18 protein-coding genes are annotated in these 25,113 nt (G+C 53.6%); 14 read left to right on the plus strand and 4 right to left on the minus strand.

Annotation, left to right across the window (positions count from 1 at the left end):
• The first annotated feature begins 443 nt into the window (after positions 1-443).
• From M9Q49_RS18305 to M9Q49_RS18325, 5 genes are all read left to right on the plus strand, one after another.
• Positions 444-680 carry a hypothetical protein gene (locus tag M9Q49_RS18305; protein ID WP_254510270.1) on the plus strand — a complete coding sequence of 79 codons (237 nt, stop codon included), beginning with the start codon at positions 444-446 and terminating at the stop codon, positions 678-680.
• 508 nt (positions 681-1,188) lie between these two features.
• On the plus strand, positions 1,189-1,473 hold the full coding sequence (locus tag M9Q49_RS18310) for a hypothetical protein (RefSeq protein ID WP_254510271.1): 285 nt from the start codon (positions 1,189-1,191) through the stop codon (positions 1,471-1,473).
• A 90-nt stretch (positions 1,474-1,563) separates the two neighbouring features.
• Positions 1,564-2,223, plus strand: coding sequence for a hypothetical protein (locus M9Q49_RS18315; protein ID WP_254510272.1), 660 nt, complete (start codon positions 1,564-1,566; stop codon positions 2,221-2,223).
• 201 nt (positions 2,224-2,424) lie between these two features.
• Complete coding sequence (locus M9Q49_RS18320) at positions 2,425-3,732, plus strand: helicase HerA domain-containing protein (RefSeq protein WP_315861205.1); 1,308 nt, start codon at positions 2,425-2,427, stop codon at positions 3,730-3,732.
• Positions 3,733-3,735: 3 nt separating this feature from the next.
• Positions 3,736-3,945 carry a KTSC domain-containing protein gene (locus tag M9Q49_RS18325; protein WP_254510273.1) on the plus strand — a complete coding sequence of 70 codons (210 nt, stop codon included), beginning with the start codon at positions 3,736-3,738 and terminating at the stop codon, positions 3,943-3,945.
• Positions 3,946-4,167: 222 nt separating this feature from the next.
• Here M9Q49_RS18325 and M9Q49_RS18330 read toward each other — a convergent pair whose 3' ends face one another.
• Entirely contained in the window at positions 4,168-8,820 is a 4,653-nt protein-coding gene (locus M9Q49_RS18330) for a hypothetical protein (protein WP_254510274.1), read from the minus strand.
• Positions 8,821-8,943: 123 nt separating this feature from the next.
• Here M9Q49_RS18330 and M9Q49_RS18335 point away from each other — a divergent pair, with 123 nt between their 5' ends.
• The 5 genes from M9Q49_RS18335 (at position 8,944) to M9Q49_RS18350 (ending at position 20,257) form a co-directional block, all read left to right on the plus strand.
• The gene (locus M9Q49_RS18335) at positions 8,944-9,465 is read left to right on the plus strand and encodes a hypothetical protein (protein ID WP_254510275.1); all 522 of its coding nucleotides are present in this window, start codon (positions 8,944-8,946) and stop codon (positions 9,463-9,465) included.
• On the plus strand, positions 9,458-16,963 hold the full coding sequence (locus tag M9Q49_RS18340) for an RHS repeat-associated core domain-containing protein (RefSeq protein ID WP_254510276.1): 7,506 nt from the start codon (positions 9,458-9,460) through the stop codon (positions 16,961-16,963). Before M9Q49_RS18335 ends, M9Q49_RS18340 begins: the two co-directional genes overlap by 8 nt.
• Positions 16,899-17,189: a DUF7336 domain-containing protein gene (locus M9Q49_RS36295; protein ID WP_449224119.1), complete on the plus strand. Its 291-nt coding sequence runs from the start codon at positions 16,899-16,901 to the stop codon at positions 17,187-17,189. Before M9Q49_RS18340 ends, M9Q49_RS36295 begins: the two co-directional genes overlap by 65 nt.
• 220 nt (positions 17,190-17,409) lie before the next feature.
• A complete protein-coding gene (locus M9Q49_RS35780; RefSeq protein ID WP_254510277.1) occupies positions 17,410-18,975 on the plus strand; it encodes a class I SAM-dependent methyltransferase in 1,566 nt (521 codons plus the stop codon).
• A 433-nt stretch (positions 18,976-19,408) separates the two neighbouring features.
• Entirely contained in the window at positions 19,409-20,257 is an 849-nt protein-coding gene (locus M9Q49_RS18350) for a hypothetical protein (RefSeq protein WP_254510278.1), read from the plus strand.
• Between the two features lie 460 nt (positions 20,258-20,717).
• Here M9Q49_RS18350 and M9Q49_RS18355 read toward each other — a convergent pair whose 3' ends face one another.
• The 3 genes from M9Q49_RS18355 to M9Q49_RS18365 are packed head-to-tail and all read right to left on the minus strand — an operon-like array spanning position 20,718 to position 22,291.
• Complete coding sequence (locus M9Q49_RS18355) at positions 20,718-20,969, minus strand: hypothetical protein (RefSeq protein ID WP_254510279.1); 252 nt, start codon at positions 20,967-20,969, stop codon at positions 20,718-20,720.
• 56 nt (positions 20,970-21,025) lie between these two features.
• A complete protein-coding gene (locus tag M9Q49_RS18360; protein ID WP_254510280.1) occupies positions 21,026-21,613 on the minus strand; it encodes a hypothetical protein in 588 nt (195 codons plus the stop codon).
• Between the two features lie 60 nt (positions 21,614-21,673).
• Positions 21,674-22,291 carry an HNH endonuclease gene (locus M9Q49_RS18365; RefSeq protein ID WP_254510281.1) on the minus strand — a complete coding sequence of 206 codons (618 nt, stop codon included), beginning with the start codon at positions 22,289-22,291 and terminating at the stop codon, positions 21,674-21,676.
• Between the two features lie 279 nt (positions 22,292-22,570).
• On the opposite strand from M9Q49_RS18365, the gene M9Q49_RS18370 reads away from it, so the two are divergent.
• From M9Q49_RS18370 to M9Q49_RS18385, 4 genes are read left to right on the plus strand one after another with little or no spacing between them, the layout of a single operon-like run.
• Positions 22,571-22,819 (plus strand): hypothetical protein, encoded by a 249-nt coding sequence (locus M9Q49_RS18370; RefSeq protein WP_254510282.1) that lies wholly within the window; start codon positions 22,571-22,573, stop codon positions 22,817-22,819.
• Positions 22,791-23,498 carry a hypothetical protein gene (locus M9Q49_RS18375; protein WP_254510283.1) on the plus strand — a complete coding sequence of 236 codons (708 nt, stop codon included), beginning with the start codon at positions 22,791-22,793 and terminating at the stop codon, positions 23,496-23,498. Before M9Q49_RS18370 ends, M9Q49_RS18375 begins: the two co-directional genes overlap by 29 nt.
• 49 nt (positions 23,499-23,547) lie before the next feature.
• Complete coding sequence (locus M9Q49_RS18380; protein ID WP_254510284.1) at positions 23,548-23,874, plus strand: helix-turn-helix domain-containing protein; 327 nt, start codon at positions 23,548-23,550, stop codon at positions 23,872-23,874.
• 12 nt (positions 23,875-23,886) lie between these two features.
• A complete protein-coding gene (locus M9Q49_RS18385; RefSeq protein ID WP_254510285.1) occupies positions 23,887-25,095 on the plus strand; it encodes a tyrosine-type recombinase/integrase in 1,209 nt (402 codons plus the stop codon).
• Positions 25,096-25,113 lie beyond the last annotated feature (18 nt).

Genomic DNA, 25,113 nt, shown 5'->3' on the forward strand with positions numbered 1-25,113 from the left:
GCACAACCACTTGCAGCGTGAGCGTTTGTGCAGGAGCAAGGTGTCGGCTCTTATCTGTACCAGCAGAGCATCTGACTCTTTATCAGAGGGTTCTCGGATCGAGTCCGAGCGGAGCCACTAGAGGAAAGCCCTGTTTTACGGGGCTTTTCTCGTTTCGTGGCTATGCTCTTCGCCGTCTAAAATTTCCACGAATTCCACGATTTGGCACCCTTTTGGACGAATTTGGCACCCGATAAGGCATCCCGCAAAGTTGCCGGGGACCGTGAACATCCGCGCATTCATAGAAATCGTCGGAAGTAAGCCGGTGAAGGCAGGCCAATTCTCGCAATTTCACCGCCTATGCCGTCAAGAGTTTACCGCTTCGGCGTGTCCCTCTTGACCGCGGCGTCTCATTGTGGCCAAACCGCTGCCTTCACGGCGTATACTTCCTCCCACTCTTCTCTATGGAGCACTCGCTTCCCGTTCTCAAGCAGCAGGAAATCCCGTTCGACTCGCCGGAGTTTCGGTACCTGTTCCAGCCATTGGGCGAAAAGCCGTTCGTGGCGACCACAGCGGCAATCGCCGAGTACACGGCCGAGACAATCGAGCGCTGTCTAACTCTGCTGCCGGGCCGCGCTGCCCTTCATAGCGGCCTCGATTATCTCCAGGTCTTCGAGCAAGCAGGCTCTGAACCTCTCTGATTTATCGAAGACGATGCCGGAGGGGCGATAACTGCTCTCCTGCCATTCGACTACTGACCGTCAGGGGAGTCGTTCTCTTAGAGCAAGGACAGCGAAGAGTTTCGGCGTTGGGATTGCGGCGGGGAACTTCTGGCAAAGTCTTTCAGCTTCCTTGGTAAGCTCTTCTGTGGACTCCCAGAGGCCGTCGATGGTGAGTTGGTGACTCATTCGCTCTGGAGCAGGAAGCATCCGATGGCGTCACTCGCAGCTATTGCCGCGTGAGCTGCATTGACGTAGCTCTCGGCTTCTTTTGCCCGATGGTACGCTTCGCCGGCTACGGCATCATGTTAAACGACGACGGCACTTGGAAGAGAGATACGAGGAACAAAACACGTTGAAGCTCTGTTTGAAATGCCATTCAGACGGACACGCGAAGGGAGCCAGGTGGTTCTTCCGGACGTTCGGGCTTTCATTCGACGGGAGAGATTGATTGGCTGGCTAGACCGTTGCTTGCTACGCTCGAAACCGTTTGCTCATCACCTTCACCCTCCCCGGCGTCACCCTTTCCCAGAACAAGCTCGTCGGAAAGCACTGGACGATAAAGCACGAGCAAAAAACATTCTGGCATCAGCTCGTCATGGCGACGTGTGGCAGGCCTGAAGAGGACGTCGTGCCGACAATCCAAGGCGGCAAGGCGCGAGTTCACGTCGTCAGAGTGTCCAAGAGGTTTATCGATCCTTTGAACGTTCCTGCGGGCTGCCAAATCGCCGTACAAAAGATCGGACAGGTATTCCAGCATGCCCACCCCCAATAAGTTGAAACAAACTAGGGACATTCTAGAATCCACGCTGGTTCACGTCGAAATGCGAGATTGCCCTTGTTCACATTATTCCTGCTTTTCTGGATGCTCGATTCCGACCTCCTCCCGAAGAACGAGGGCGTTGAGAAGGTTGAAACCGTCGTCCCGGGTGAAAAGCTCATTATCCGCATCCTCGATTACCACATCGTGAACAAGGAACTTTTGGGAAAGAACCTGGAACTCTCCGGGGAGAAGCTCGACGCCGAATTCGCCCAGGTCCTGAAGGATTCGTCAGCCGTCCACGCATCGAAACTGAAATTGCTGGCTGGCGCCAAGGAAGTCTTTATCGAAGGGCTGACGGACAAGACGAACCCGATCTTCAAAGCGGAGATCAAGGCGTTGAAGAAGTATCACGCCGATCTGAAGGAAGTCTCGCCCGACGACGGGCAGGATGCGAAAGAACTGATCGACGAGCACAAACTGAAACTCCTCCGATTAAATGCACCTGGTGAACTCCTGCTCGACGGCGTGAAGCTGAAGGTCATTCTTGCCGAGGGACCGGAGTACGAGTTAGCCCGGCCGAAGGATGGACAGATCGACGACGAGACGCACCTCAAACGGGAGGAAGCGATCGTCAAACGAATCGTCAAGCGAGGCAAAACCTCGTTGCTCATTCTCGGCGGAGGACACGACCTCACCGAGATTATCAAGAAGCACGAGGGATGGGGATTCGTCAGGGTGAAACCGAAGGGGTATCCCGACTGACCTAGCGAAGCTGGATCGAGATCGGATTAGTTCCCGTTACCTTCTTCAACGCCCCGCCAACACTGCTTCCATCATCGTAGTAAATCTGCAGAAAATAATCACCAGCAGGCGACGAGAAGGATGACTTTGTGAACCGAAGGCTTGTCTGCATACCCGGCGAGATGTTAAACGTGATTCCGGCGTCGTCGACTTTTCCAACAAATTGTAAACCTTCTCGATCACGGGTCATCACGAGGTAAATGTTTCCCCGCATATCTTCGGAACCCAAACTTCGAAAATGGCGAGCGACCACTTAACATTCCGTTTTGGGCATTAAATTCGGAGGAGCTGATAGCCCTTACGTTTGGTACCATCAGCGGCACAGCTGTCGGCAACATCCTGGATCAAATTACCGAGCTGAAACGGCAGTCCCAACCGAGCGGAACTCCCAGCGGCTACCCGGAATCAAGCATTACCGCCGATACACCGCTGCCTTTTTGCATTCATACGCTGTGGTACGATCTCCACTGTCACCATTACGCGACTCATACCGCGAGCCTAAACCAGAACCAGTCCGTCGCGACCCGGGCGTACGAGATTAATGGCGTAGGACAGTCGCTCAAAGGCAATTCATTAACCATTGAACGTCCACGGTTTAAACCGATTTCGCAAAGTCAGATCTATAAGAGTGCCGCTGCTGACCATCCCAAGAGTCACGTTGATTTGCTGGAAGCAAAACTGAAGGATCCCCGACTAGAGTTCTTGTTCCGTCCCGGCGAATGGCAGGTCAATGATAAAGGGGCTACGGAGCACGACCTCGATTCTCTTCTTAAATCCTGGCTCGGCACGGGCCGTCCGATTACCGTTTTCGATCTTTCAGGAATCCCTTCGACGATCCTCGACGATCTGGTCGGCGCGCTGCTGCGAATACTTTACGATGCCGCTTTTTGGGGACGGGCAAAGCCCGAGGGTGCTCGGACGCGTCCATTAATGGTGGTGTTGGAAGAAGCGCACGTGTATCTGAACGCCCAATCCAAGAGCCGCGCGTCCGCAGCTGCAAGGCGAATTGCAAAGGAAGGGCGAAAGTATGGCGTTGGGCTGATGCTCGTGAGCCAACGACCGTCTGAAATCGACAGCACCGTACTTGCACAATGCGGGACTATCTTCGCGCTTCGCTTGACCAACGAAACAGACCGAGGTCAGATCCGCTCGTGCTCGTCGGACAATCTTGAGGGGCTTTTCTCGATGCTTCCGATTCTACGCACAGGTGAAGCATTAATCGTGGGCGAAGCGGTAAGCCTGCCTGTCCGTGCGCTAATCGATTTGCCGCCGATTGGGCGGCGACCGGATAGCGAGGATCCGGAAGTCGTTGTACGTCGTGGTCCAGACGGTAAACGCGTTCGCCCTGGCGGTTGGACCGAGCCTACGACTTCGGAAGATTATGCTCCGTTAGTTCATGCGTGGCGTTTGCAAAATCCATACGCAATTTCTGAATCTCCGCCCGAAGGCGATGATTCGAGCCAGGAGTGATTTGTGGAACGTATTCCGGTGACGTCGACGAGCTTTACTTCGATTGGTTATGAACCAGATTCACGAATACTCGAAGTAGAGTTCACCAGAGGAGCAGTCTTCCGTTATTACGACGTACCCGTCGAGGAATACAACGCTTTAATGGCGCATGATTCCATAGGCCGCGGCTTTAATGCCATTATCAAGAACCGATACGAATTTACACAAGAGTGAGGACGCGATACGCTACATTTTGAAGCGGTATCACCCAAGTACGAATCGGGCTGTCCCTTGATGCTCTCCCCACGGTCGTTTAGTCCGTGAGTACGAAGACGCCGGTATCGGACTTCGACCCTGCGTAGCAAGTGGTCACCCAGGCGGTGGAATTGGCCGTCCGATAGTCCTTGAATCTCTTCAATCGCGCCCATTAGAACTGGCTCCAGACGCCTGCTCCCTCTAATCGCTTTCGAAGTATTTGGTGCGATTCACAGGATCTCGGTTCTCAAAGACCTCTCGCGTGATGGCGCAGACTCGCTTGAGCGGACCAATCCGGGCTTCGATCTGATGTAGCGCATCTTCACTTGCGACAACCAACCACCCTTCGCCAACTTCCAGTTTGCGGTAGAACGGCATCGCGTGATCCAAACAGCCGTCGTTCCACCACATTGTCTCGACCATCAATTCACCATCCCGCTCCCAAGCCAGATAACCCTTATCTGAAGGTTGCCACCCTAAGGACCTTGCGAGGCCAGGATCGAACGCCACCCATCCCTCGCCAGGCGTGTCGTATCCATAGCCCAAGTGAACAACTGCGGGAAAACCATCCGTCTCCGACGAGGAATCGTGGTATGTTTTTACCAACTGGCGAACTAGACAAGGAAAGAAACGTGACTTATCCGCACTCGGCCTTGGAGTTTTCACCGATTTTGGAAAGAGGCTACTCGCTCGTTTCTCACTCGGCATTGCATTGCCCGCGGGTTTCAGAGACGTTAACTCGGCAACGACCGTTCGACCGCCGATCGTAGTGCAGAGTTCCCCGATCCCGAGGCTCTGACCTTCGGATACCCAGGTGGTATTGAACTCGTTGTACTTTGGACAAATCGTCGATCGGATTACTGAGGGACGAGTTAGGGGGCGCCGAAACACCAAATCTGCATCGTATCTACGAAGGATCTCTTCAAATACGTTCAGCCCCTCAGCCGGAAGCCGACCACCATCAGATAACTCAGCAAGCACATGAAAGATGGCCCGTCGGCCTTGAGTCCAACGAGGACGCCTGTATGGAAATGCAAGTTTCGCATTATCCATTTGCCGTCGTAGTATCTTTTCTGCCTCTGAGTTCCAAGTTGACTCTGCAGAAATCTTGCGCATGAACTCAATGATGCGCATCAAAACTCCTTCGAACTGTAGACCAGCAGCCTTTGCGATCGTTTCAACTTCAAGTCTCCAAGGCGACACTAAATCGTATGGGTCCAGAGAATCAGGGAAAATGCCGAAGGAGCTTGGTTTCGTGCCACCGTCCAGTTCAACAGTGCCAGGCACAATTGCTCTACCTTGATAACCGGAGTGCAGGCTAACGGCTTGATGCGACTCGATTGGCGCAAGTCCCAGCCGCCGCGAGATACGGATAGCAGTCCAGCGAATTGATTGATCTGCTGAATTTCGTAGAATGCCGATCTGTGAAGTAAACGCTTGAACTCGTGAAACATCTATCGCACTCACTGCATCAAGTGCGATCAGAGTATCTGCAACTTGTATACTTCCGCTAGTAAGTATCTGCTGCAATGGCCCGCGAATCTCAATGTTGTCCGATATTAGCAAGTCAGCGCACGCACGGATTGCCCCCTCGGCCAACAGCTGCGCGGGATGCCCCAAGAATTCGCAGATTAGATCCGTAATCGCCCGATGAACAGTGTCGTTGCCTGGTTCATAAATTCCGACATAGGTCCGGCGCAATTCGGGAGAGTGGAAAAAAATAGCGTGCAGATAGCTTTCTATGATTATCCAAATTTCCAGCGTCGGCACACTATCGCACACAATTGGCGCTATTTCGTCGAGACTCATCGCAACATGAAGCGGATACCAGCCGTCGCTGGTCAGAAAGTCAACAAGTGACTTAAACGCCATTTCGCGAGCCTTCTCAGCATCCACACTTACCAGCGACCTAAATGCTGCTTGAGTAGTGCCTCCATCATAGAACCTGATCCACCCTTTCTTGTGTGAACTCTCAACCGCCCTGATTCCCAGTTCCCAAGCACGTTCCTTATCACCGAGCTCGCAAATCCGCTCCGCTAGTGCCCCGAGGCCCATAGCCTCGCCTCGGCGAAGTTGAAGCTGGTCGGCAAGAGAATACACATCATCTGCATTCAGACTTTTCGCAAGTTCGCGTATTTGCGGCGTCCAATCAAAATATGAATCGCCCGCCTCAGCATCAATCAGCGAAAAAAAATCATCAGTCGAGCGAATGCGCTCGGAGATTTCATAGCGAGATAATTGACTGCCATCCTTTAAATTCAAGATGCTCCGTGGTTCTTCAGCGGACTCAGTGATGGCGTCAAGGTGGTCAATTGGTAGTCCTAGCCCCTGAAGCCCCATCGCAATTCCTCTAAGCCACCCACTTCTTGATTCTGGAAATCCATAAATCTTGACGCTCCTTGCGAGGATGTCGGCTGCGCGCTGCGCCGACTCGTTCCCACCATTCTTGCCGCATCGCCCAACAATCGCTGTAGCGAGTGAATCCTCGGAATCCGTGCTGATTGGAATGAGAACACTTGCACTGTAATTCAAGCAAAGTTCGCACGGCGGGTTTTCTGAGTGAAGCGCGCGTTCCGCGATGATTGCGGCCCCGCTTTCATAGTCAATTGCACCTGATTCTGAAAGAATGCGACATAGTTCCACCGCTCGCCGGGGACTCCAATCGAATGTCGCGTTCAACAGGGCCGCCGCGGCAGTCTTCGCTGCGCGCCCCTCCGTGCTTTCTACAAGGCTAATGACCGCCGAAGCGAGGAGGTTAGTGCGATCTTCGGCACCTTCGGGTTGACTTGAATTTACCTCCCGCATCCATTCAATCCAAGAGTCAAGCTGGTAGTCTTTCCGATACTCGACACCAGCCGACCCTTCGAGAATCTGAGTAAGCAACTTCTGCGCGCGTGCGGATTCGCCAATCAGTATCCAGCACTCTGCTTGACCTGCGCGCCACGATACGCGACCACTTACGTCCGTGTCGTCGCTACTCAACGATTCTGTCCGCGCAAACACGTTATTGCACCACGTCTTGTCGGCGCCAGAACGGAACAGTTGCTTAGTTATTTCGCGGATATCACTAGCCGGCCAGAAGTTGGAGCGCTCGCCTTCGAACCACTCACGTTCGAGCGTGACTCCCAGTTCGCGTACCGCTGCAACTCCGTGGTCCTGAGCAGCGCGGACGAGCAGTTCGTAAAAGTCCGATCGGAGATGCGTTAGTAATCTCCAATGGCTGCGCCCTTCTTCTGTATTCCAATCACGACAAAAGAGAAGCAACAATGGCTTCGCTTCCATCGTGAACGTTGTACCGTCAAGTTCGATTCCTCGCCACGCCATTGCCCATAGACGCCCAATCTCTGATAGGCCTCGCTCGAAGTAGACGGCTCCTCGCTGATGTCCTTCGACTCCATCGGGAATCAGGTCCGTCGCGGTCCGCTTATCTCCAAAGGTATACAGCAACCGACTATATCGGATTCTTTGTAAGTATGGCCCAATTCGATCTCCCATTCCCGGATCGGAAGTAAGTGTCGGCGGCGCGATCTTTGAAAACACCTCCTTCGCACGCACTTTATCACCAATTATTCGAAACAGCCCTTCTGATAAGTGTGTTCGTTCATCATCGCCTAGGTCGCTCGAATCAACCGAGGTTAGTGCGCGCTCAACATACCGCCGTGCTCTTGAAGTCTCCCCGATCTCGCGACACTCTTTCCAAGCGCGAACGTAAAGCGAAAACTGTTTGTGTCCCTTTAGGCTTGTTTCCTTCAGCTCCTCAATTAGCAGGTCTAGGTCGTCCCACTTATGCGATGCAATTAGACCATAGCCCGCCTGAGTCAACATGTTGTCCTGGAAACGCAGGATCTTTTCCGACGGATCTGCATTGCGATCCCAAGTGTTCCCGTGCTGCCTTGCGCCACGTATCAGCTTTACAATGTCGACAATAGACCGAAACGATACTGCGACATTTGCCCATGCCTTCAGAACTTCGATCTGGTTACTGACTAACTCACGGTCGGTCTGAGCACCCTTGAGCAGTCCAATCGGCTCGGCGAGTTCAAAAATAATGCGTGCCTCTTGATTAAGCCCAATCGCTAATAATTCACAACTAAACTCAAGAGCGCTGCTGTCGCTGATTCGCAACAGCCTGCCGTGACGGATTCGAGCGCAAGCCTTTTCGACATCACCATTTCCGAGGAGTAATTCATGCAAAGAGACTGTGGACAATGACTGGCCACGGGACGAAAACTCCGCCCCGACGAAAAGCAACCGCGTCAGCGCAACAAAGTCGCGAAGCGCACCAGCAGATGCGATCGCTAATCGGATGTCTCCTTGAATTGCGTCAATATCTCGGAACGCGAGTAGTTGGCCCCTCAAACGATCGACGTTGACAGCTGCAACCGATTTCGCATGCTCGCCCGCGCGATGTCGGTGATACGCCTCTTCCCAGCTCCAATGACTTGAGGGCAACTCCGCTGCGCAAAGGTCAGCAATTTCAGAATGAATTCGATTGTCGCGAGACTCATCGAATCCATCAGGCGGTGACTCTGCCGTACGACGCAGCAGGAACTGGCGAAAGCTATTGTGAAAGACATACCAACGATCACGACTCTCTCTGCGGAATAAGTGGAAAAGACTGCGGCGCAAGCGATCAACGACTGCCGCACCGGCCCAAGATTCGACCCAGCGCAGGTCGATTGCCGGTCTTAGTCGAGCGATTTTGCCGAGAAGTATCGCCAAATCACTGTCTTCTCGTTCGTCAATTACATGACGCCAATGACTGTGGTAACTCTCCTCGATCTGTCCTCCAAACGGTTCTATGCGGGAAAGTATTTCCTCTATTGGGTCACTGGCCTCATCTCTCAGCTTCACGAAATTTAATTGACAACCACAGCACCAACGCTAACACTACGTCACTCGTTACCCCAACGTGATTGTTTGAGCAGCAACATCTTTGCAACGCCGCTTGAGCCTAAATCTACCAAGGTGCGCCCTATGAATCAGGACTGGCTGTGGTCATGGCTAAAAACTCGTGGATCACAATCACGGAAAGGCTCCCGAGGTTTATTTCGTAGACTGCTAAGATCTGAACAACTCGAGAAGCGTTACCTCCTGACGGGTGGCTCAGGTTGCGGAATCGGCGGCGATCCGGGTAGCCCCAAAATAAATATTGAGAAAATCAATGAGCTCTACGAAGACGAAACTAAGCCCGTGTTTCGGGTCACTCGCGGTGCTGGCGGCCCCGATACACTGACGGTGAACATTACCTATTCCGGAACTGCAGTTGCCGGGACAGACTTTACAGGAGCCGCCACCGTTTACTTCGCGAGTGGAGAGACATCCGTTGAACTACCGCTGTCAGGAATTGTTGACGAGTTGCCAGAAATTTCAGAGAAGGTTGTCGCGAAGGTTGAGGCAACAACAGACCTGAACTGCGCAGGGAATCCGGTTTATGTGCCAGGTAACAGACGCTCGAGCACCGCGGGAAATATCAATCGACGATGTCAGCGTGTCTGAACCAGAGGCTGGGGTATACATTGTTCGCTTCAAAGTAACTGCCTCTGGAGCTTCGAGTGACGCTCCCGCCGTGAGTGTAGACTATACGACTTCAGACATCACAGCAGTAGCTGGCGCAGACTACAATTACGAATCCGGAACGCTAGATTTCTCCAGTTTGGACTCCGAGATAGAGATTTGTATTGAGGTTCGCGCGGACAATGTATACCTTGAGGGCGATGAGTTTTTTGAAGTATTGTTGAGCGGGGTAACAACAGGCGCAGAGATCAGTGGTGGCGTAGGTACTGGAAAAATCCTCGATCGAACCAACCCAGATGGGGAACTTAGCCTAAAGCTTGGTCGTACGACTTACGTGTGTGCCTGCAATTGCTGCGGCGAGGTTCCGGTCGATACCGCTCAGGGACGACAATTTGTTCCAACTCGTCCATTTCAGCCCGCGTATCGCGCCGATGGCGCAACAGGCTCGAACGGCGTCATTAATGTCGCGGCGCAGTTTGATCCCAATCGGGAACTGAATAGCGCTGAAGTAAGCGTGAAAATCGATGGCACTTGGTTTGGGCCCGTCTCGTATTACGGCGAAGACAGTGAAATCGACGATTGGCTGGTCTTTACGCAGCAGGTTGATTTGTCTTCATTTGCTGCCTCGGGAGGGTATCCGCTAGAAATTAAGGTCAAGGCCAACTACGCGGATGGAACTACGACTCGGAGCAAATCCGGATATACCTATATCCTGGACAAAGAATCAGAGAGCGGCTTTGGAGAGCGATGGCACCTGACAGATGTGAGTCGTCTGGTGGTGACTGACTCCGGTGCGCACCAAGGCGCGGCCCTGCTGCATGGTGATGGCCTCGCCTATTGGTATCCGGAGTCGGGCTCAGACTATCTGACACCTGAAGGTACATTTGGCGAACTAACAGCCGAAGGCACTGGCTATGCATTAACGCAACCGAACGGCGCCGTCGATCACTTTGATCTGAATGGCCTTTTAGTCAAGCGAACAGACGAAAATCTCAACTCCACTATATTCGAATACATAGATGCAGATGGAGACAGCAAGGCTGATGAAATTTCGCAAATCACCGACCCGTTTCACCGCACCACGAAGTACGAATACGATAATGTGACTGGTGAACTGGAGACGGTGACTGACTATGCAGGAAGAGAAACGAAATACACATACACCAATGGGCTTATTTCAAAGATTGAGCACCCAGATCCCGATGGCGGATCGCCAAGTTATCCTACCGAGACATTTTCTTACGACGCAGTAAGCGGTCGCTTGACGGAATACAAAGATGCCCTGTCGCGGGTGACGGAGTACGAGTACGACGTTGGTGGTAGGATCGAAACAATAACACTTCCTGATTCAACGACGCGAGAAATTGTATCGGTCGCAACCAAGGGCCTAAAGACAGGAGCAACCGGGAAGCTACAAAATGCCCTGCACGAGGAGCAACTCTTTGGTGTCATGACGGACGGACGCGGCAACTCGACGGATGTGTACACCGATGACTTCGGCAACGAGATAAAACGAGTTGACTCCGAAGGCAATACGGTGATTACCGAGCGCGATGTCAACGGCCTTCCGATTGTAATCACTCAAAAAGGCGGTGGCGGAGATTCGGATCGCGTTACGAGGCTCTTTTACAATAGCGACGGCTATCTCGTCGGCAAGGTCCTGCCAGACCTTTCAAGGCAGGCCTGGGAATATGATTCCCACAACAAGACTCTCTCGCGATTTACTGATGAGCTAGGCCGCACAACTGACTACGAGTACGACGCGCTCGGAAACGTCACGAATGAAACTCGCTACCTCGCCGGCCAGAGCCTGGAGCCAAATTCACCAGCCACGCCTAATGAGCCTCAACGGAGCCTCTACAACGTACTAGACGTCGATTCAAACTTCAGAATTGACGCCTTTGACATGATCATCATGATCAATTGGTTTAATCTTAATGACTGGAAGGACTCTGTCGTAAGTGGCCCAGCCATGGATGAGTTTAATCGCGACATCAATGGTGATGGGCACATCAATACCTGGGATTACATTACACTCATCAACTATAATCACGCGCCGGATCCAGCCGTAGTCACGTCGTTCGTCTACACTTCGCCAGATGACGCCGGAGACCTGGCGAATTTGCCCAACGGCCTGCTTTTGACCATGACCGACGCTCTGGGCCGTGTCACGCAGTATACGTACGAGACCAATAAGTCGGACCCCGCTTTCGGCCGACTGCTGTCTGTAACAGAAGCGTATGGACTTGATGAGGAAGCAACAACTAGTTACGAGTATGACATAGCAGGCAATGTCACGGCGGTCGTCAATCCGCTCGGCGTGCCCACGAAGTTCGATTACGACAATCTCGATCGCAAGATCAAAATGACCGAGGCTCATCCTACAAATCCAGCCCTCGAAGGTGCAGTCACGGAGTATGAATACGATGCCGTAGGGAACATGACCAAGATGACGGACCCGTCGTTGTATGTCACGCTATATGAATATGATGCGCGAGACAGGCTAGAAAAGGTGACACAGCCAATCCCCGTCGGCGCTAATCCGCTCGATGCGCCGGTGAGTCTATATACCTACGACGGAAACGGAAATGTGGCATCGTTTTCGGACCCTCTCGAGTATGTGACGCTCTATGAATACGATGAAGCTGATCGGCTCGTATTGACGAAGTATCCTAATCAAACGCAAGAGGAACTAGTATACAACCGTTTTGGCGAGGTGGTCGAGCGGACTGCCATCGGTTACGGGATTGGCAGCGGCTCTTCTACAACTCAATATGACTATGATCTTCGTGGAAGGCTGGTCTCCACCACGCTTCCGGCCACTGATAAGGTGTCTGGTTCAAAGCTTGACGATCTGTCGGTATATGACGCGGCAGGTCAGTTGATCAGCTATACTGATCGCCAGGGCACCAAAACCAACTATAAATACGACAGTTTTGGCCGCGTCGCGTCAATAACAAGCCCCGAGCCCATCAGCGGCGCAGGACGGCCGATACTGCGGATCGCCTACGATCTAGTCGGAAACGTCGTCGCAGAGATTGACGCACTTGGCAACTTCACTGAACGACGGTACGACGGTCTCAACCGTACAGTCCAAGTCATCGAGATGGACCCTGATGGCTCCGGAAATCAGACTCCCGGTGTGACGAACTTTACCTATGATGATGCGGGCCAGCTAATCCTGGTTCAGAGTCCTCGCAATCAATATACAGAATATATTTACGACCGCATCGGACGCAACACACAGGTGACCGAAGCCTATGGAACGGCGCTTTCCGCCGTATCGCAGTTCATCTATGACGAAGCGGGCGATCTAGTTCAAACCAAGGATCCACTCGGTCGAGTTGTGTCGATGGGGTACGACCGGCTGCATCGTCAGCTCGATCGCGTCGGCGACACTGACGAAGAAGCCTACGCGTATGACAAGGCTGGCAATTTGCTGACCTTTACCGATGGACTGTCGCGTGTGACGAAATACGAATACGACTCAATGGGGCGAGTCACGAGCATTCTCTATCCAGCACCAGGCGGTGGGGCGACGCAACCAGAGATCACCTACGCCTACCAGGACCTCGGGACTTCGTCGACGATCACCTCCGAAGACAACGACAATGATGGACTTGTTCAAACCTTCAATGCATGGGGCTGGTTGATCGAAGAAGACCGTGAGGGCTCGGTTACGTCGTATGAGTACGACCTGAACGGCAACTTGCTACACGCAACCGATCCCATGGGCCGCGTTACGTCGTACGATTACGACAAGCTTGATCGGCAGATCAAAGTCATCGCTCCGGATCCGGATGGTAGCGGCGGAGTCGATGCCTCAGAAACGGCTTATGAATACGATCTAGCGGGCAATCTCCTCAAGGTCATCGATCCTCTCGGAAACGAAACAACATATACCTTCGATAGTCGCTATCGGCAGATGTCCTCAAAGGACGCGCTAGGTGGCGAGACTTCCTTTACTTACGACGCAGTAGGCAATCTGCTCACGCTGACCGATCCCGTTGGAAATCAAACTGCGTGGGAATACGACATTCGAGACCGAGTCACCGAAGAAACAAACGAGTTAGGCAAGAGCAGGGAGTTTGAGTACGACAAAGTAGGCAATCTGCTCGGCAAAAAGGATCGTTTGGGACGGCTTACTACTTACGCTTATGACGATATGAATCGCGTCGTAAGCGAACGATGGTGGGGTACTGCGCCTGCAATAATCAATAGCAGTCTGTACAGCGAACGGCTTTACTATGATGAGTACCAGGGTGGGATTGGCTACTCCACGATGGGGACGATCACCGCGGGCAGTTTTACGCTTACTTTTGACGGGCAGACCACCGCGCCGATCGCCTGGGATGCGTCAGATTTGGACATTCTGAGCGCACTCGAAGATCTCAGTAACCTAGCTCCCGGCGATATCGTGACGGTCTATTCCAGCGCCGGCGCCAGCTATCGCGATATGTCATTTACATTCGGTGGGAGCCTCTCGGGAATTAATGTCCCGCAAATCACGGTCGATGCGACGGGGATTTACGACGGCTACGGAGGTGCGAGTTCGTACCCGGGCAGTTCAATGGACGGCTATTCCTGGGGCGAGACGCAGGAAATTCCTGATCACAATGCTGGCGGCTGGACGGGCGGGACATTCACTCTGACCTTTGATGGCCAAACCACCGTGCCAATCGCCTGGAACGCCAGTAGCAACGATGTCGAAGCGGCCCTCGAGGCCTTATCGAACATTGACGATGTTAGTGTCACCGGTGGCATGAGCAGTTACATGATCACCTTCGCTGGGGCACTGGCAAGTATTGACGTCGATCCGATCACCGTGGACGGCTCTGCGCTCGTTGTCCCAGGATTTGACCCATTCCCGAGCATCACGAATACGCATATCAGCGACAATAGTCACTGGGATGAATATCAGGGCGGAATCGGCTTCTTAACAACCGACCCAATTATATCAGGAACTTTTACGCTGACGTTCGATGGCCAGACAACGGCTCCGATTGCCTGGGATGCATCGGATATGGATATCCAAGAGGCGCTAGAGGACCTCAGCAACATTGAACCAGGTGATGTCACAGTCTCCGGTATGCGCGGCTCAAGCATTGTGGATCTTAGCTTCCAGTTCGGCGGTAACTTGTCGGGAATCGATCTTCCAATGATCGAAGCCGACCCGTCTGGAATATACGACGGCTACGGTCCCGCCACTGCGTTGACTGGCGGAGCTATGGAGGGTTACGCGTACGGAGAAGTCCAAGAAGTAACCGACTATTTGGTTGGCAGTTGGTCCGGCGGTACCTTCACTCTTTCCTTCGAGGGCCAAACTACGGCGCCAATAGCCTGGAATGCAAGCAACTACGATGTTGAAAGTGCTCTAGAAGCCCTCTCGAACATTGTCGACGTTAGCGTGACCACAGGTACAAACGGTTACCAGATCACATTTAATGGTGCCCTTGCTTTGAGGGATGTCGGTGCCGTGACCGGCGATGCTTCGAATCTGCTGAGCGCCAATGCCGTCAATACTTTGGCGTTCGAATACGATGATGCCGGCCAGCTTGTGTACGCCGGGGACCAGTTTGGAGAGTACGAATACGATTACGACGGCATGGGGCGGTTGAAGGAAGAGACGCAGAACTTGGCTGGCCTGCCGGAAGTGATTTTTGGCAGCGCCTACAACGTGAAGAGTGGGCGGACCTCGCTTTCGGCGACTGTGGGTGGCACGGATGACTTTTTGCGAACGTACACGCGAGACGAGTGGAACCGAGTGACGGAACTGCTCGATGCCGGCCAGGTCGGCGGCAACGGCGTGGTGAGGAAGGAAGTTGATTTCGCTTACAACGCGGCACACCAACATGAGTCTATCGAGCGCAAAGAGGGGGCGAGCCCGACCACAATCGCGACCACATCGTTTACTTACGACGGCATGGGCAGGCTAAACGATCTGTGGCATAAGCACAGTTCGACGACGCTCGCGCGGTATCAGTACGACTACGACTTGGCGAGTCGCATCCAGCAGATCTCGTCGTACGTTGATGGCGTATCGCACTACGATTACGACGATACGAACCAGCTGGTCGGCGCCGACCACGATGGCAGCGGTCCACCAGATGAGGACTATGAATACGACGCCAACGGTAATCGGAATAGCTCGGGGTTCGACGTTGACTCGAACAACCAGATTGTGACCGATGGGACGTACAGTTATACCTACGATGGCGAGGGGAATCGGGCATCCAAGACACTGATCTCAACCGGCGAAAAGGAAGAGTACGCTTGGGACCACCGTAATCGCCTCGTGTCGATCACGTTCAAGGACGGCTCGGGCAACATCGTGAAGACGGTCGGCCAGACCTATGACGTCTGGAATCAATGGATCAAACGCTCTGTCGATGCCGATGGCGCGGGAGCGGATGGCGACGTCGACACCTATTTCGCCTACGAGTCTGGCCAAATCACCTTCCAGTGGGAAGATTCCGACGGCGCGGGCGGCAGTGCCCCTACGATGTCGCATCGCTACACCTGGGCCGAAGGGGTTGATCAGTTTCTCGCCGACGAGCAGATTTCGACGCCCGGCACGGCGGGCAACGTCCTCTGGGGCCTCGGCGACCACCTGGGCAGCTTGCGAGACATCGCAGACCTCGTCGTCTCCACCGTTTCCGTCACCAACCACCGCGACTACGATACATTCGGCTCTTTGACAAGCGAAACGAACTCGGCTGTCGACCTGCTCTATGGCTATACGAGCAAACCGTGGGACGATGCTTCTGGATTGCAGAACAACCTGAACCGGTGGCTGGATGTTTGGCTGAAGCAGTGGATGAGTGAAGACCCGATTGGGTTTGCTGCTGGTGATGAAAACCTTTATCGTTATGTGGGCAATGCTGTCACAACTACAATAGATCCTATTGGGCTGGCTGGCACGCCATCAATACATAATCTAGATGTTGGCGGCACCGGCAGTGGAGGGCGCGGTGGCGGCCGACCAACGGGAGGCCTTGGTGGAAGCGGGGGTACCGGTGGTTTGAGTGGTGGACGGCCTACAGGTGGTATCGGAGGCGGTGGCACTGGGACGGGGGGCATCGGAGCTGGCCGGCCAACTGGTGGAATTGGGGCCGGCCGAGGCCCAGCAAGTGGTGCCACTGTAAAACCCGCGGGCGCGCAGTCGCCAGGCGCTGCTAAACCTCCCGCTGCTAAACCTCCCACTGTAAAGCAACCTGCAACAAAGCCTCAGCCTTCCAAACCGAGCACTTCAAAACCATCAGTTACTCAATACAAAAAACGAAAGCCGGGCCTGACTGAAAAGGAAGCCTCAAAAGATTGCCCCAGCTGGGCAAAAGGACAGCCGCCCAAAGTAGGTGAAGATGGGAAGACATTTGCGAAGCGATTGTGCGAGGGGAAGTATGGGCCAGGGAACTATGCAAAGGGGGCTGGGAGTGAATTTAGTAAGATCCAAAAATACGGAGATCGCGCATTTGAATAGAAATATAAGTCACAACAGTGTTTACATCCTTTTTCATGTTCGAGAACAAGCAGGCAATGAGGACTCGAAGCTATGTGGGGTATTCTCGACTGAAATGAAGGCAATGGATGCCTCTCAGCAGCTTCAAGTTGTGCCAGGTTTTAGGGATTTTCCGAACGGATTCATCATTGATGAGTATTTAGTTGACAAAGTTTTTTGGACTGAAGGATTCGGATTTGAAGACTAACGTTAGTCGGGCTCCTTTCAGTTGCGGTCCACTTAATGTGCCAATACCTATAAACTTGGTTCGTTTGGGAGTAATAATGTGACGGGAAAATCGGACACTCTTGGCGTAAGTGTTTGTGACATAAAGGCATGGAGTGGTTTTCGAATCGATATTGCCTGTCATGCCACGCCCATAATTTGAGGGGGTGGTGGCTAGTGATGCGAAACTAGGGTAAACGGCTGTGGATGTGGTGATTCCCTTCCGACATTCTCCGCATGAGGACGAAGAGCTGCGGTATGTGCTGCGGAGCATGGAGCGTCACTTTATAGCTGCGGGTGCACCGGGTACTCCCGGCAACAAACCGGCGGCCGAGGCGGGGAAGGTTTGGATTTTGGGTGACCGGCCGGCGTGGCTGACCGCGGATCGCCGGGTAGCGGAGCACGTGCCCCATGAAGCCCTGAGCAAGCCGTTCCGGTTTCGGACGCCGGTGCGGAACTATTTTTTGCTAACGTTTTTGGGGGCGGTAATTCCCGAGTTGTCGGCTGAGTATGTGCAGGCGACGGATGACTCGGTGCTGCTCGCACCAGTGAACGCGGAGTTTCTCCGGCGACCTCGTGCCTTTGAGGATTTGGCCAAGGCGACGACTCGCGGGCGGGGGCTTTGGAGGGATTCGCTGTGGCGGACGTACGATACGCTGCTGCGGTTGGGGTATCCAGGAGTCAATTATGAGTCGCACATCCTGCACGTGTTGCAGCGTAAGTGGGTCTGGAGCGCCTACCGTGATTTCGCCGATTTCGCGAGCGAGGACCCGCACTTTGGGCTCGTGGGGCCAACTGCGATTTTCAATTACCGGATGAAGCACGAGCCGTTCGAGCCCACCTGGCTGCTGAAGGAAGGGAAGTTCATTGGGTTTTATCAACACGGAGTGACCGGGGCGGATCCTGGTTGCGAAGTTCCAGGCTTATCGCGAGACATCCCCGTTCCTCCGGCAACGCAGTTGCTTACCGAACAAATTCGAGCGTTGTGCGCGGGAAAGACGTTTCTGAACTTCGATGATGCCTCGTTCACTATCGCCATGCACGCATTTCTGGATGAGGAGTTTTCCGAACCGAGCCGTTTTGAGAAAGAAGAAGCGTCTGTAGCTGGTTGGGGAGATCTCGATTCTCTGGCGATTGATACGTCGGACCTCGCCGATGAATGGAGCTCGTGGGCCGCATCCTGGCCAGAAATCATCATGCGCACGCGTGATCAACTTCCGCAGATCCTCAATCACTTGCAACTAGTAGGTGAAGGCGTGGAGCTTGGTACCGTGCGAGGAGAGTTCGCCGACTCGCTTTTGCAAAACTGGAAAGGGAAACGGCTGCAGTGCATCGCACCCTGGTTAGAAGGGGAGCAGAATTATTCAGACGCCGGCTACCTGCCTCAATCAATTCACGATCAGAACTGTCTAGCGGCTTTCGATCGGCTGTCGAAACATGGTAATCGCTGCCAGGTTCGCCGACTTGATTCTTCGACAGCTGTTGCTTTGTTCGTAGATGCGTCTTTGGACTTCGTTTACGTTGATGCGAGTTACTCCGGCGCCAACCTGAAAGAAGACCTCCGTATCTGGGCACCCAAGATTCGCCCCGGCGGACTTCTATGCGGGAACAATTATCTCGACGGCGTACTCCCCTCGGGCCGCTTTGAAGTAAAGAGCACGGTGGACGCCTGGGCAGAGGCAAGCGGCTTGGAAATCAAGACCTCGGGCGAGCCTGACTGGCGTTCCTGGTTCATCCGGCTACCACTCGTCGAGTCTCGTGGTAGCTGAATTCGAAGGCTATGTTTACATAGACCGAGGCTTTTTAGCCTGAGAACTTCACAGGGCCGACCGGTTCCGCTGTAAAACGTGGTGCTTGATAGCTCGCGAGCCCGCTGCCCCATCGGACTGGTGCCTTCTCGGCTGGACCATAAGGCTTTGAATGAAACAGTACGACTAGTGCGTTTCCACGATCCATCTAGCGCCAGCTAGGTAAGGTCGGTAATTTAGAGACCATCTTCAGGAGGTGGTCTGATGGAACCAATTGCGGTGGAAATTCGCGCGGAGATTCTTGCCGCGTGTGATGCGGGTAACTACTTTGCCCTTGAATCGCTTGACTAACATGTGGCGCTGCTTCAAACGAGGTTTGCCGTGCAGATGTAGAGAGGGCGAGGCGAGCACGCCCCCGGCCAGACAGTCGCTATGCACCATGGAAGGCGCTGCGATGTCAGCGACGAAAGTCATTCAAGTGGAAGGATGCCCTATCTGTGGCCAAGTCTATGAGAATTCGTTCAAAGAGCGATTTGACATCGCGGCCGATGAAGATCGTTGTCGCGATTTGCTGCTTGACCTGAAAGAAGAGCTTCGCGCAGTAGAGACTAAGCTTGAGGAACGCCAGCGGAAAGTCAGCGAACTGAGCAGCGAGCTATCAGAGATTGCTGCTACTCTCAACCAGAAGCAGGGAGAGGTTCAGCTTTACGATATTGTTAAGTCGGAAGGGCGGAAAGAAATGCGCCGCGTACTAGACAAGGACGTTGCCGAGAGAAACTCAATAATCGGTGACATTGATCGGCGTATCGTGCGAGCAACGCAAGACCTCAAGGACATTGAAGACAAGGAACGAAGTAAGCAGATCAACGCAGAATTCCGGGCATTCATGCGGACATCCCTTTCAAAGCTCGCTCTTTTGAATGTTTCAGAGAGTAGTTACAAAACCGTTTACTTTTCAATCAAGGAGTCAGGCAGCAAGCTGCCCAGAGCGTTGCTCGCGTATTACTACGCCATCCTAAACACGATTGCCAAGCGATCGACCTCATGCTTTTGCCCGATCGTCATCGACTCTCCGAAGCAACAAGATCAGGACGATGCCAATTGGGAAAAGATCATCGAGTTCACGAGAGACTTCTTGCCGACCGATTCACAGCTTGTGCTGGGCCTTGTGGACGACATGGGTATCAACTTCGGCGGTAATGTCATCGAATTGAAGGAAAAGTTTTCGGTAATGAACAAGGAAAGCTACGAAGAGGTAGCGAGCATTGTTCGTCCGTTGATTGACGCCAGTTTAGTGGATTAGGCCGCTAAAAAGCCCTGTCAGCAACGGCGATGATGATCCGCAAGCTTCCTAGAATCGCCGTATCTCAAGTGAGTAAACGAAGTCGCGAAAACTCGCGCTAATAGCACAATTTCAGCTGTTGGCCGCCCGCTGTACGGTCGGCTTCGCTTCAAACCCGTACCGCGATTTCAAACGTCGAAGAGTAGGTGTCTAAATGCTGCGTCAAGTCAGGGTGCTTTGTTCGCGCAGGTTGTGGCCGCGCGCCTTGGAGTGTGTTGAGACAAGGCAAGTTTCATCGTCAATCTTCCAACGGGAATTGGGTGACTTTAGGTAGAGTTCGATTGCGAATGCTGCATTGACGCGAAGCGGCGACGGCGCTACACGCCGGGCATGTTTTTGACCAGCAGTTCCGCAGTAGCAAGGAACTGATCGGCCAAATGGAAAACGTGCTGGTCTGGCACTTCTGCTGGCTGGTCGTTTGTCATTTTACGGCCGGAAAGCCTTTCAAGTATTCTGTCGCGATCTCGTCAACCGTCTTCTCACCTGCCTCCCCAAAACCGATCTGATTCTGAAGCACGCTCATGCAGCATAGAAAAACTTGGCAGGCCGCTGAAAGCGCCCCGCCGATTTCTTCCGGTGTCGAAAGCCACTGCGCGCCCACCTGCCCGCCTACGCTCCGGGAATAGCGAATCCCGTCCGACGAATGCGCCGACCGTGAAAGGTAGTGATACATGGTTTCGTAGTACGTTTCGAGATTGTTTCCAAGGGCGTGCGCGAGGGCCGCCAACTTCAGCCCGGAATACGTCCTTGGCTGATTTCTAAGGATATAGGACCACTCCGCGCCAAGCTCTCTTTCAGCGGCTGCGATATTCGCAGGGTCTGGCTTAATCTCTTGCGCAGCTGCGCGTGGTCCTCGTGATGTTCCCATCTAGCGAAGCGGTTCTCATCATTGAAAACGTTGATCGCAAGATACATCGCGGCCCGCTTCCGACTGGCTAGATTCGCGTCGATAGACTTCGTGGAAACTTTCCAGGCATCCGTTTTTCCCAGCACTGGTTCAAACCCCAAGTTCACACTTGGCGCGAGTATCCACTGAAGCGCCACGGCAGTTTCGTAGATGCTGCGTGCCACAATTAGCGCGTTACCTGCTTCACAGGCTTCGCACAGCAAAATCACACTTCGCATCTGCCGGCAGGCTTGAACATTCAATGTCATTGCTACGCTGCCTGCCATCGGGTCGAGTTTCGACGCAAAAACGAATGGCTCTTTCGGCAAGTGCATCCAAGCATCCCACATGCGATGCGCAAAATCGAAATCGCGGCCGACAGTCGCCTTTACGGTAGCCAAGTGTTCTTCAAAATCTGGAATTTCGCGCATAGTGTCCCTCAACTAAAACGACACGGGGTTACCCCATAGGTTCACCGACGTCGCTAGAAACTAACTGCGTTTCAGAAGCTCATCGGCTATGGCGAAGCCAGCCGAAGTCAGATTGCGAACTTGGCCCGAACGCGAAACCAGGTTGCGGTCTTCAAGCTCTTCAAGCGCTGCCTTGTACCGCTGTGCGGCGCGAGCATCGTCCGGGGCGTACAGTTTTTCCCGATGGCCGGGCGAGATGCTGAGCACTTCGTTTAGTACGTTATCAACAACGGAGATGACACCGGCGTGAACTCCCGGCACATTGGCTGCTTTGGTCAAGAGTTCTTCCGCCTCTTGCGAAAGAGGGGCCGGCGGCGCGGGCGCGTTCCAAGTCAGAACTACGGACTGCTGCCCGCCTGTCTTCCCTTCGGCAACCAACTTGAACCATTGGTCTCGCAGCTGCCGTAGTTCCTTCGCTCGATACTTGCGCCCTTTCGGGTGATTGTCATTGTATGAATTGACATCCGCGTGGCAGTCGAAGCAAACGGGCAACCCGTTGTCGGCAGTGTTCTCGCCGCCGTCCGCTTCCTGGTCGATATGGTGAATTTCCATTTTCTGCCCCTTGTGCTGGCGGCAGAGACAGCAGAAGCGGGCACACTTAACCAGCAATTCATCGACGACTCTGGCAGGGAATGGCATGACTTTGTTCTCCGGCCAGTGATTATAGCGAATGGTGGGCGGCGTCTTATTCTGCCGTTGGAGGCCGCGCGGGCAGATAGAGATTTAGGGTGCGAAGCCGCTCAATCTTCGGTGACAACTGATTGCGGATTCACTGCTAGATGGAATTGGCGTGAGTGCGTGGTCAAGCGAACCCCCTGCTTGAGCAATTCGTTGCGATGCCTAAATGAGCGGGCAGGAATTTCGCGGCGGAAACTGGCGCCGCGATTACAGAATCTTCAGACTCTTCAAAAACTCCCTATGAAAAAGAAAAAACATTCGTTGCGCGCCTCTCCGGCCCGTCTGGCGGAGGTTGCGTCAAACGCAAATTCCCATTCAATTGATGGGACTGACCTGCAGAAATCCCAACGGGAGCAAGCAGTCACGGCGCTCTTCGACTTAATTTGCAGATTGATTGCCGAAGCGATCCATCGAGACACTTCAGCGAATACCCCAACACAAAACCATGGTCAGAGCACGCATGGGCAAAAAACAAACAAAGCCACCTGAGGAGCGGGCTGATCGGCCGCTTCCGCAGAACAAGCAGATTTTGGAGAGGCTTCTGGACACCGTCCAGCAATATTTGAAGGAACAGGACGCTTACATTGCCCGCCAACGGATTCGGCTGCATCAAATGCGGGATTGCCTGACGTCACCGGAATCGGCGCTCCGCAACCAAAGGAACATTCCCGAACTCCGTGACGTCGCGATTAGACAGGCGTCCAACGGCCTCGCGGATATCACCATTATTGAGCCTTACTTCCTCAACGGCCGAATCCGTGAACTTCAAGCGAACTTGGCGCGAACGTATGTCGAATGGGCAGATCGCCGTCTGGATGGGACGATCGCCTCAAATAGTCGATTCGAGCAGTTGCTAGCATTGACGGAAGAGTTTTTGGCGGAATATCGGGCGTTCCGTGATCGGCTCGTTGCGAAGCTCCAGAATAAGCGCGCGGACAACAATTCGGACATGCACAAGAAAATCGCTCGGATAATACCTGACGATCAAGTATTCATGGCATTCTATCGCGAGCTTGAGCAACGTCAGGGCGAGTCGTCGCAAAGGCGGATCGCACTTGACTTTACGGGTGGCAATGAGACCAGAGCGGACTCGATGCTGCGACAGTACCGACGGTTTAAAGTGAAACTAGCTGAGCAAGTCCGCGCGGACATTCAAAAGACCTCCTGACAATCGCTTTGCTGAAATGCGTCCCCAGCGGCGAACCGCTGGAGGAAGCATGTCAGACGAATTCGTCACGCCCGAAGAATTTGCCACGGTCACTAATCAAGGAATCGCGACCGTCTATCGCCGATTGCGAGCGGGTCAACTGCCTGCTCACCAATCTGGTGGACGGTGCAAGCGTTGGCTGATTGATCTCGTTGCGTTTCGCGCTCGATTCACTGGCGAAAGCAGTTCCTCGACCAACGATGGCGCCGCGCTCCCGCCGTCTGGCGGAAGTGTCAACTCGGGCACCGCTTCGCAATCCGCGGCGACTTCTTCGTCGCCGCCGCGTCCAGCATTGAACGGCCCACGGCCGCGCTGGACTACTCAAATCCGAAAGTAAGGAATCAGTTGCTTGAGCAAGAAACGAAAAACAAAGGAAAAGTTGCGCCTGCCGTTCTTTGTCTGGACGGTGCGCGATCGGGATGGTGTTTGGCAGGCTGACGGTCGTGGAAATACGGTTAACCCGGGGCGGCATTCGCTCGGTACTAAGGACTACGAGGAAGGGCTAGAGAAACTTCAACTACTCGACAAAGTGCAAGCCGTTGCACTCGGACTGGCAGACCCGTCGATACTCTCCCCCGGAACAACCAAGTCGATCGCGCTGGACGCAGGGAAAGACATGTACCTAAAGCACGTTGCTCGCCCCTTCGTAGCTGGCGGCGGTGTTGACAAAACGCAGCAACGTTATGAAGCAGTTCTGAACAAGTTTGTCCCCTGGGTCAAACTTGAGGGACTGGAATATTGGGAACACATCAAGCGTCGCCACCTCACGTCATATGCCGACTGGCTGCTGGAAGGGGAATACGAATACGCAACTGTGTTTCTTGAATTGACGACGATCAAGCAGGTTTTCAATTATTTCATAAGGGAAGAGCTGTTGCCCGTTGAGTGCAAGATTCACATGCCGCTTCGGAAGCCATCGGGGACTAACACCTTCTGCTACACCAAAGAACAACTGACTGCGATGGCCGACCGCTGCTCTTCCCGGTCAGGTCTAGCTTGGCTCCGCGCCATCATTTGCGGACTATCGTTCACCGGTATGCGGATCTCGGAGCTAACCGGGCTAAGGCCGTCGGACGTTGACTTGGACAAGAATATGATCACGCTGACCGACGAACGGTTCAATCGCACTGCGGCGCCCGGCACTGCCCGGCGTATGAAGAACAGCCGGAATCGGTCGTTCCCTATTCACTCTCAGTTACTCCCGATTATCGCCCCGTTGGTTAAGCGCGGCGCCAGCCGGGTATTCACTGGACCGGATGGCCAGAAAATCAGCGGTGATGCAGTTCGACTTGCATTCGTGAGCGAAGTAATTGATCCGCTGAGCGAGAAGTATCCGAGCGGCGAGGATGAAATCGGGTTCAAAGATGGCCGATTGCACAGCTTTCGTCACTATTTTTGTTCGCTGGTCGCGAACGCCGGTGTGAGCGAATTGGCTGTCATGCGGTGGCTGGGCCACGGCAGCAGTCTGATGGTCAAACACTATTACCATCTGAACGACCCAGAGTCGCAACGCCAGATGGAAAAGGTCGATTTCAAATTCGGGAGTGAGGCAGAGTAGCCCCGCTCCATTTTTAAC

It is taken from the genome of Anatilimnocola floriformis (genome assembly GCF_024256385.1).
Classification (GTDB): domain Bacteria; phylum Planctomycetota; class Planctomycetia; order Pirellulales; family Pirellulaceae; genus Anatilimnocola; species Anatilimnocola floriformis.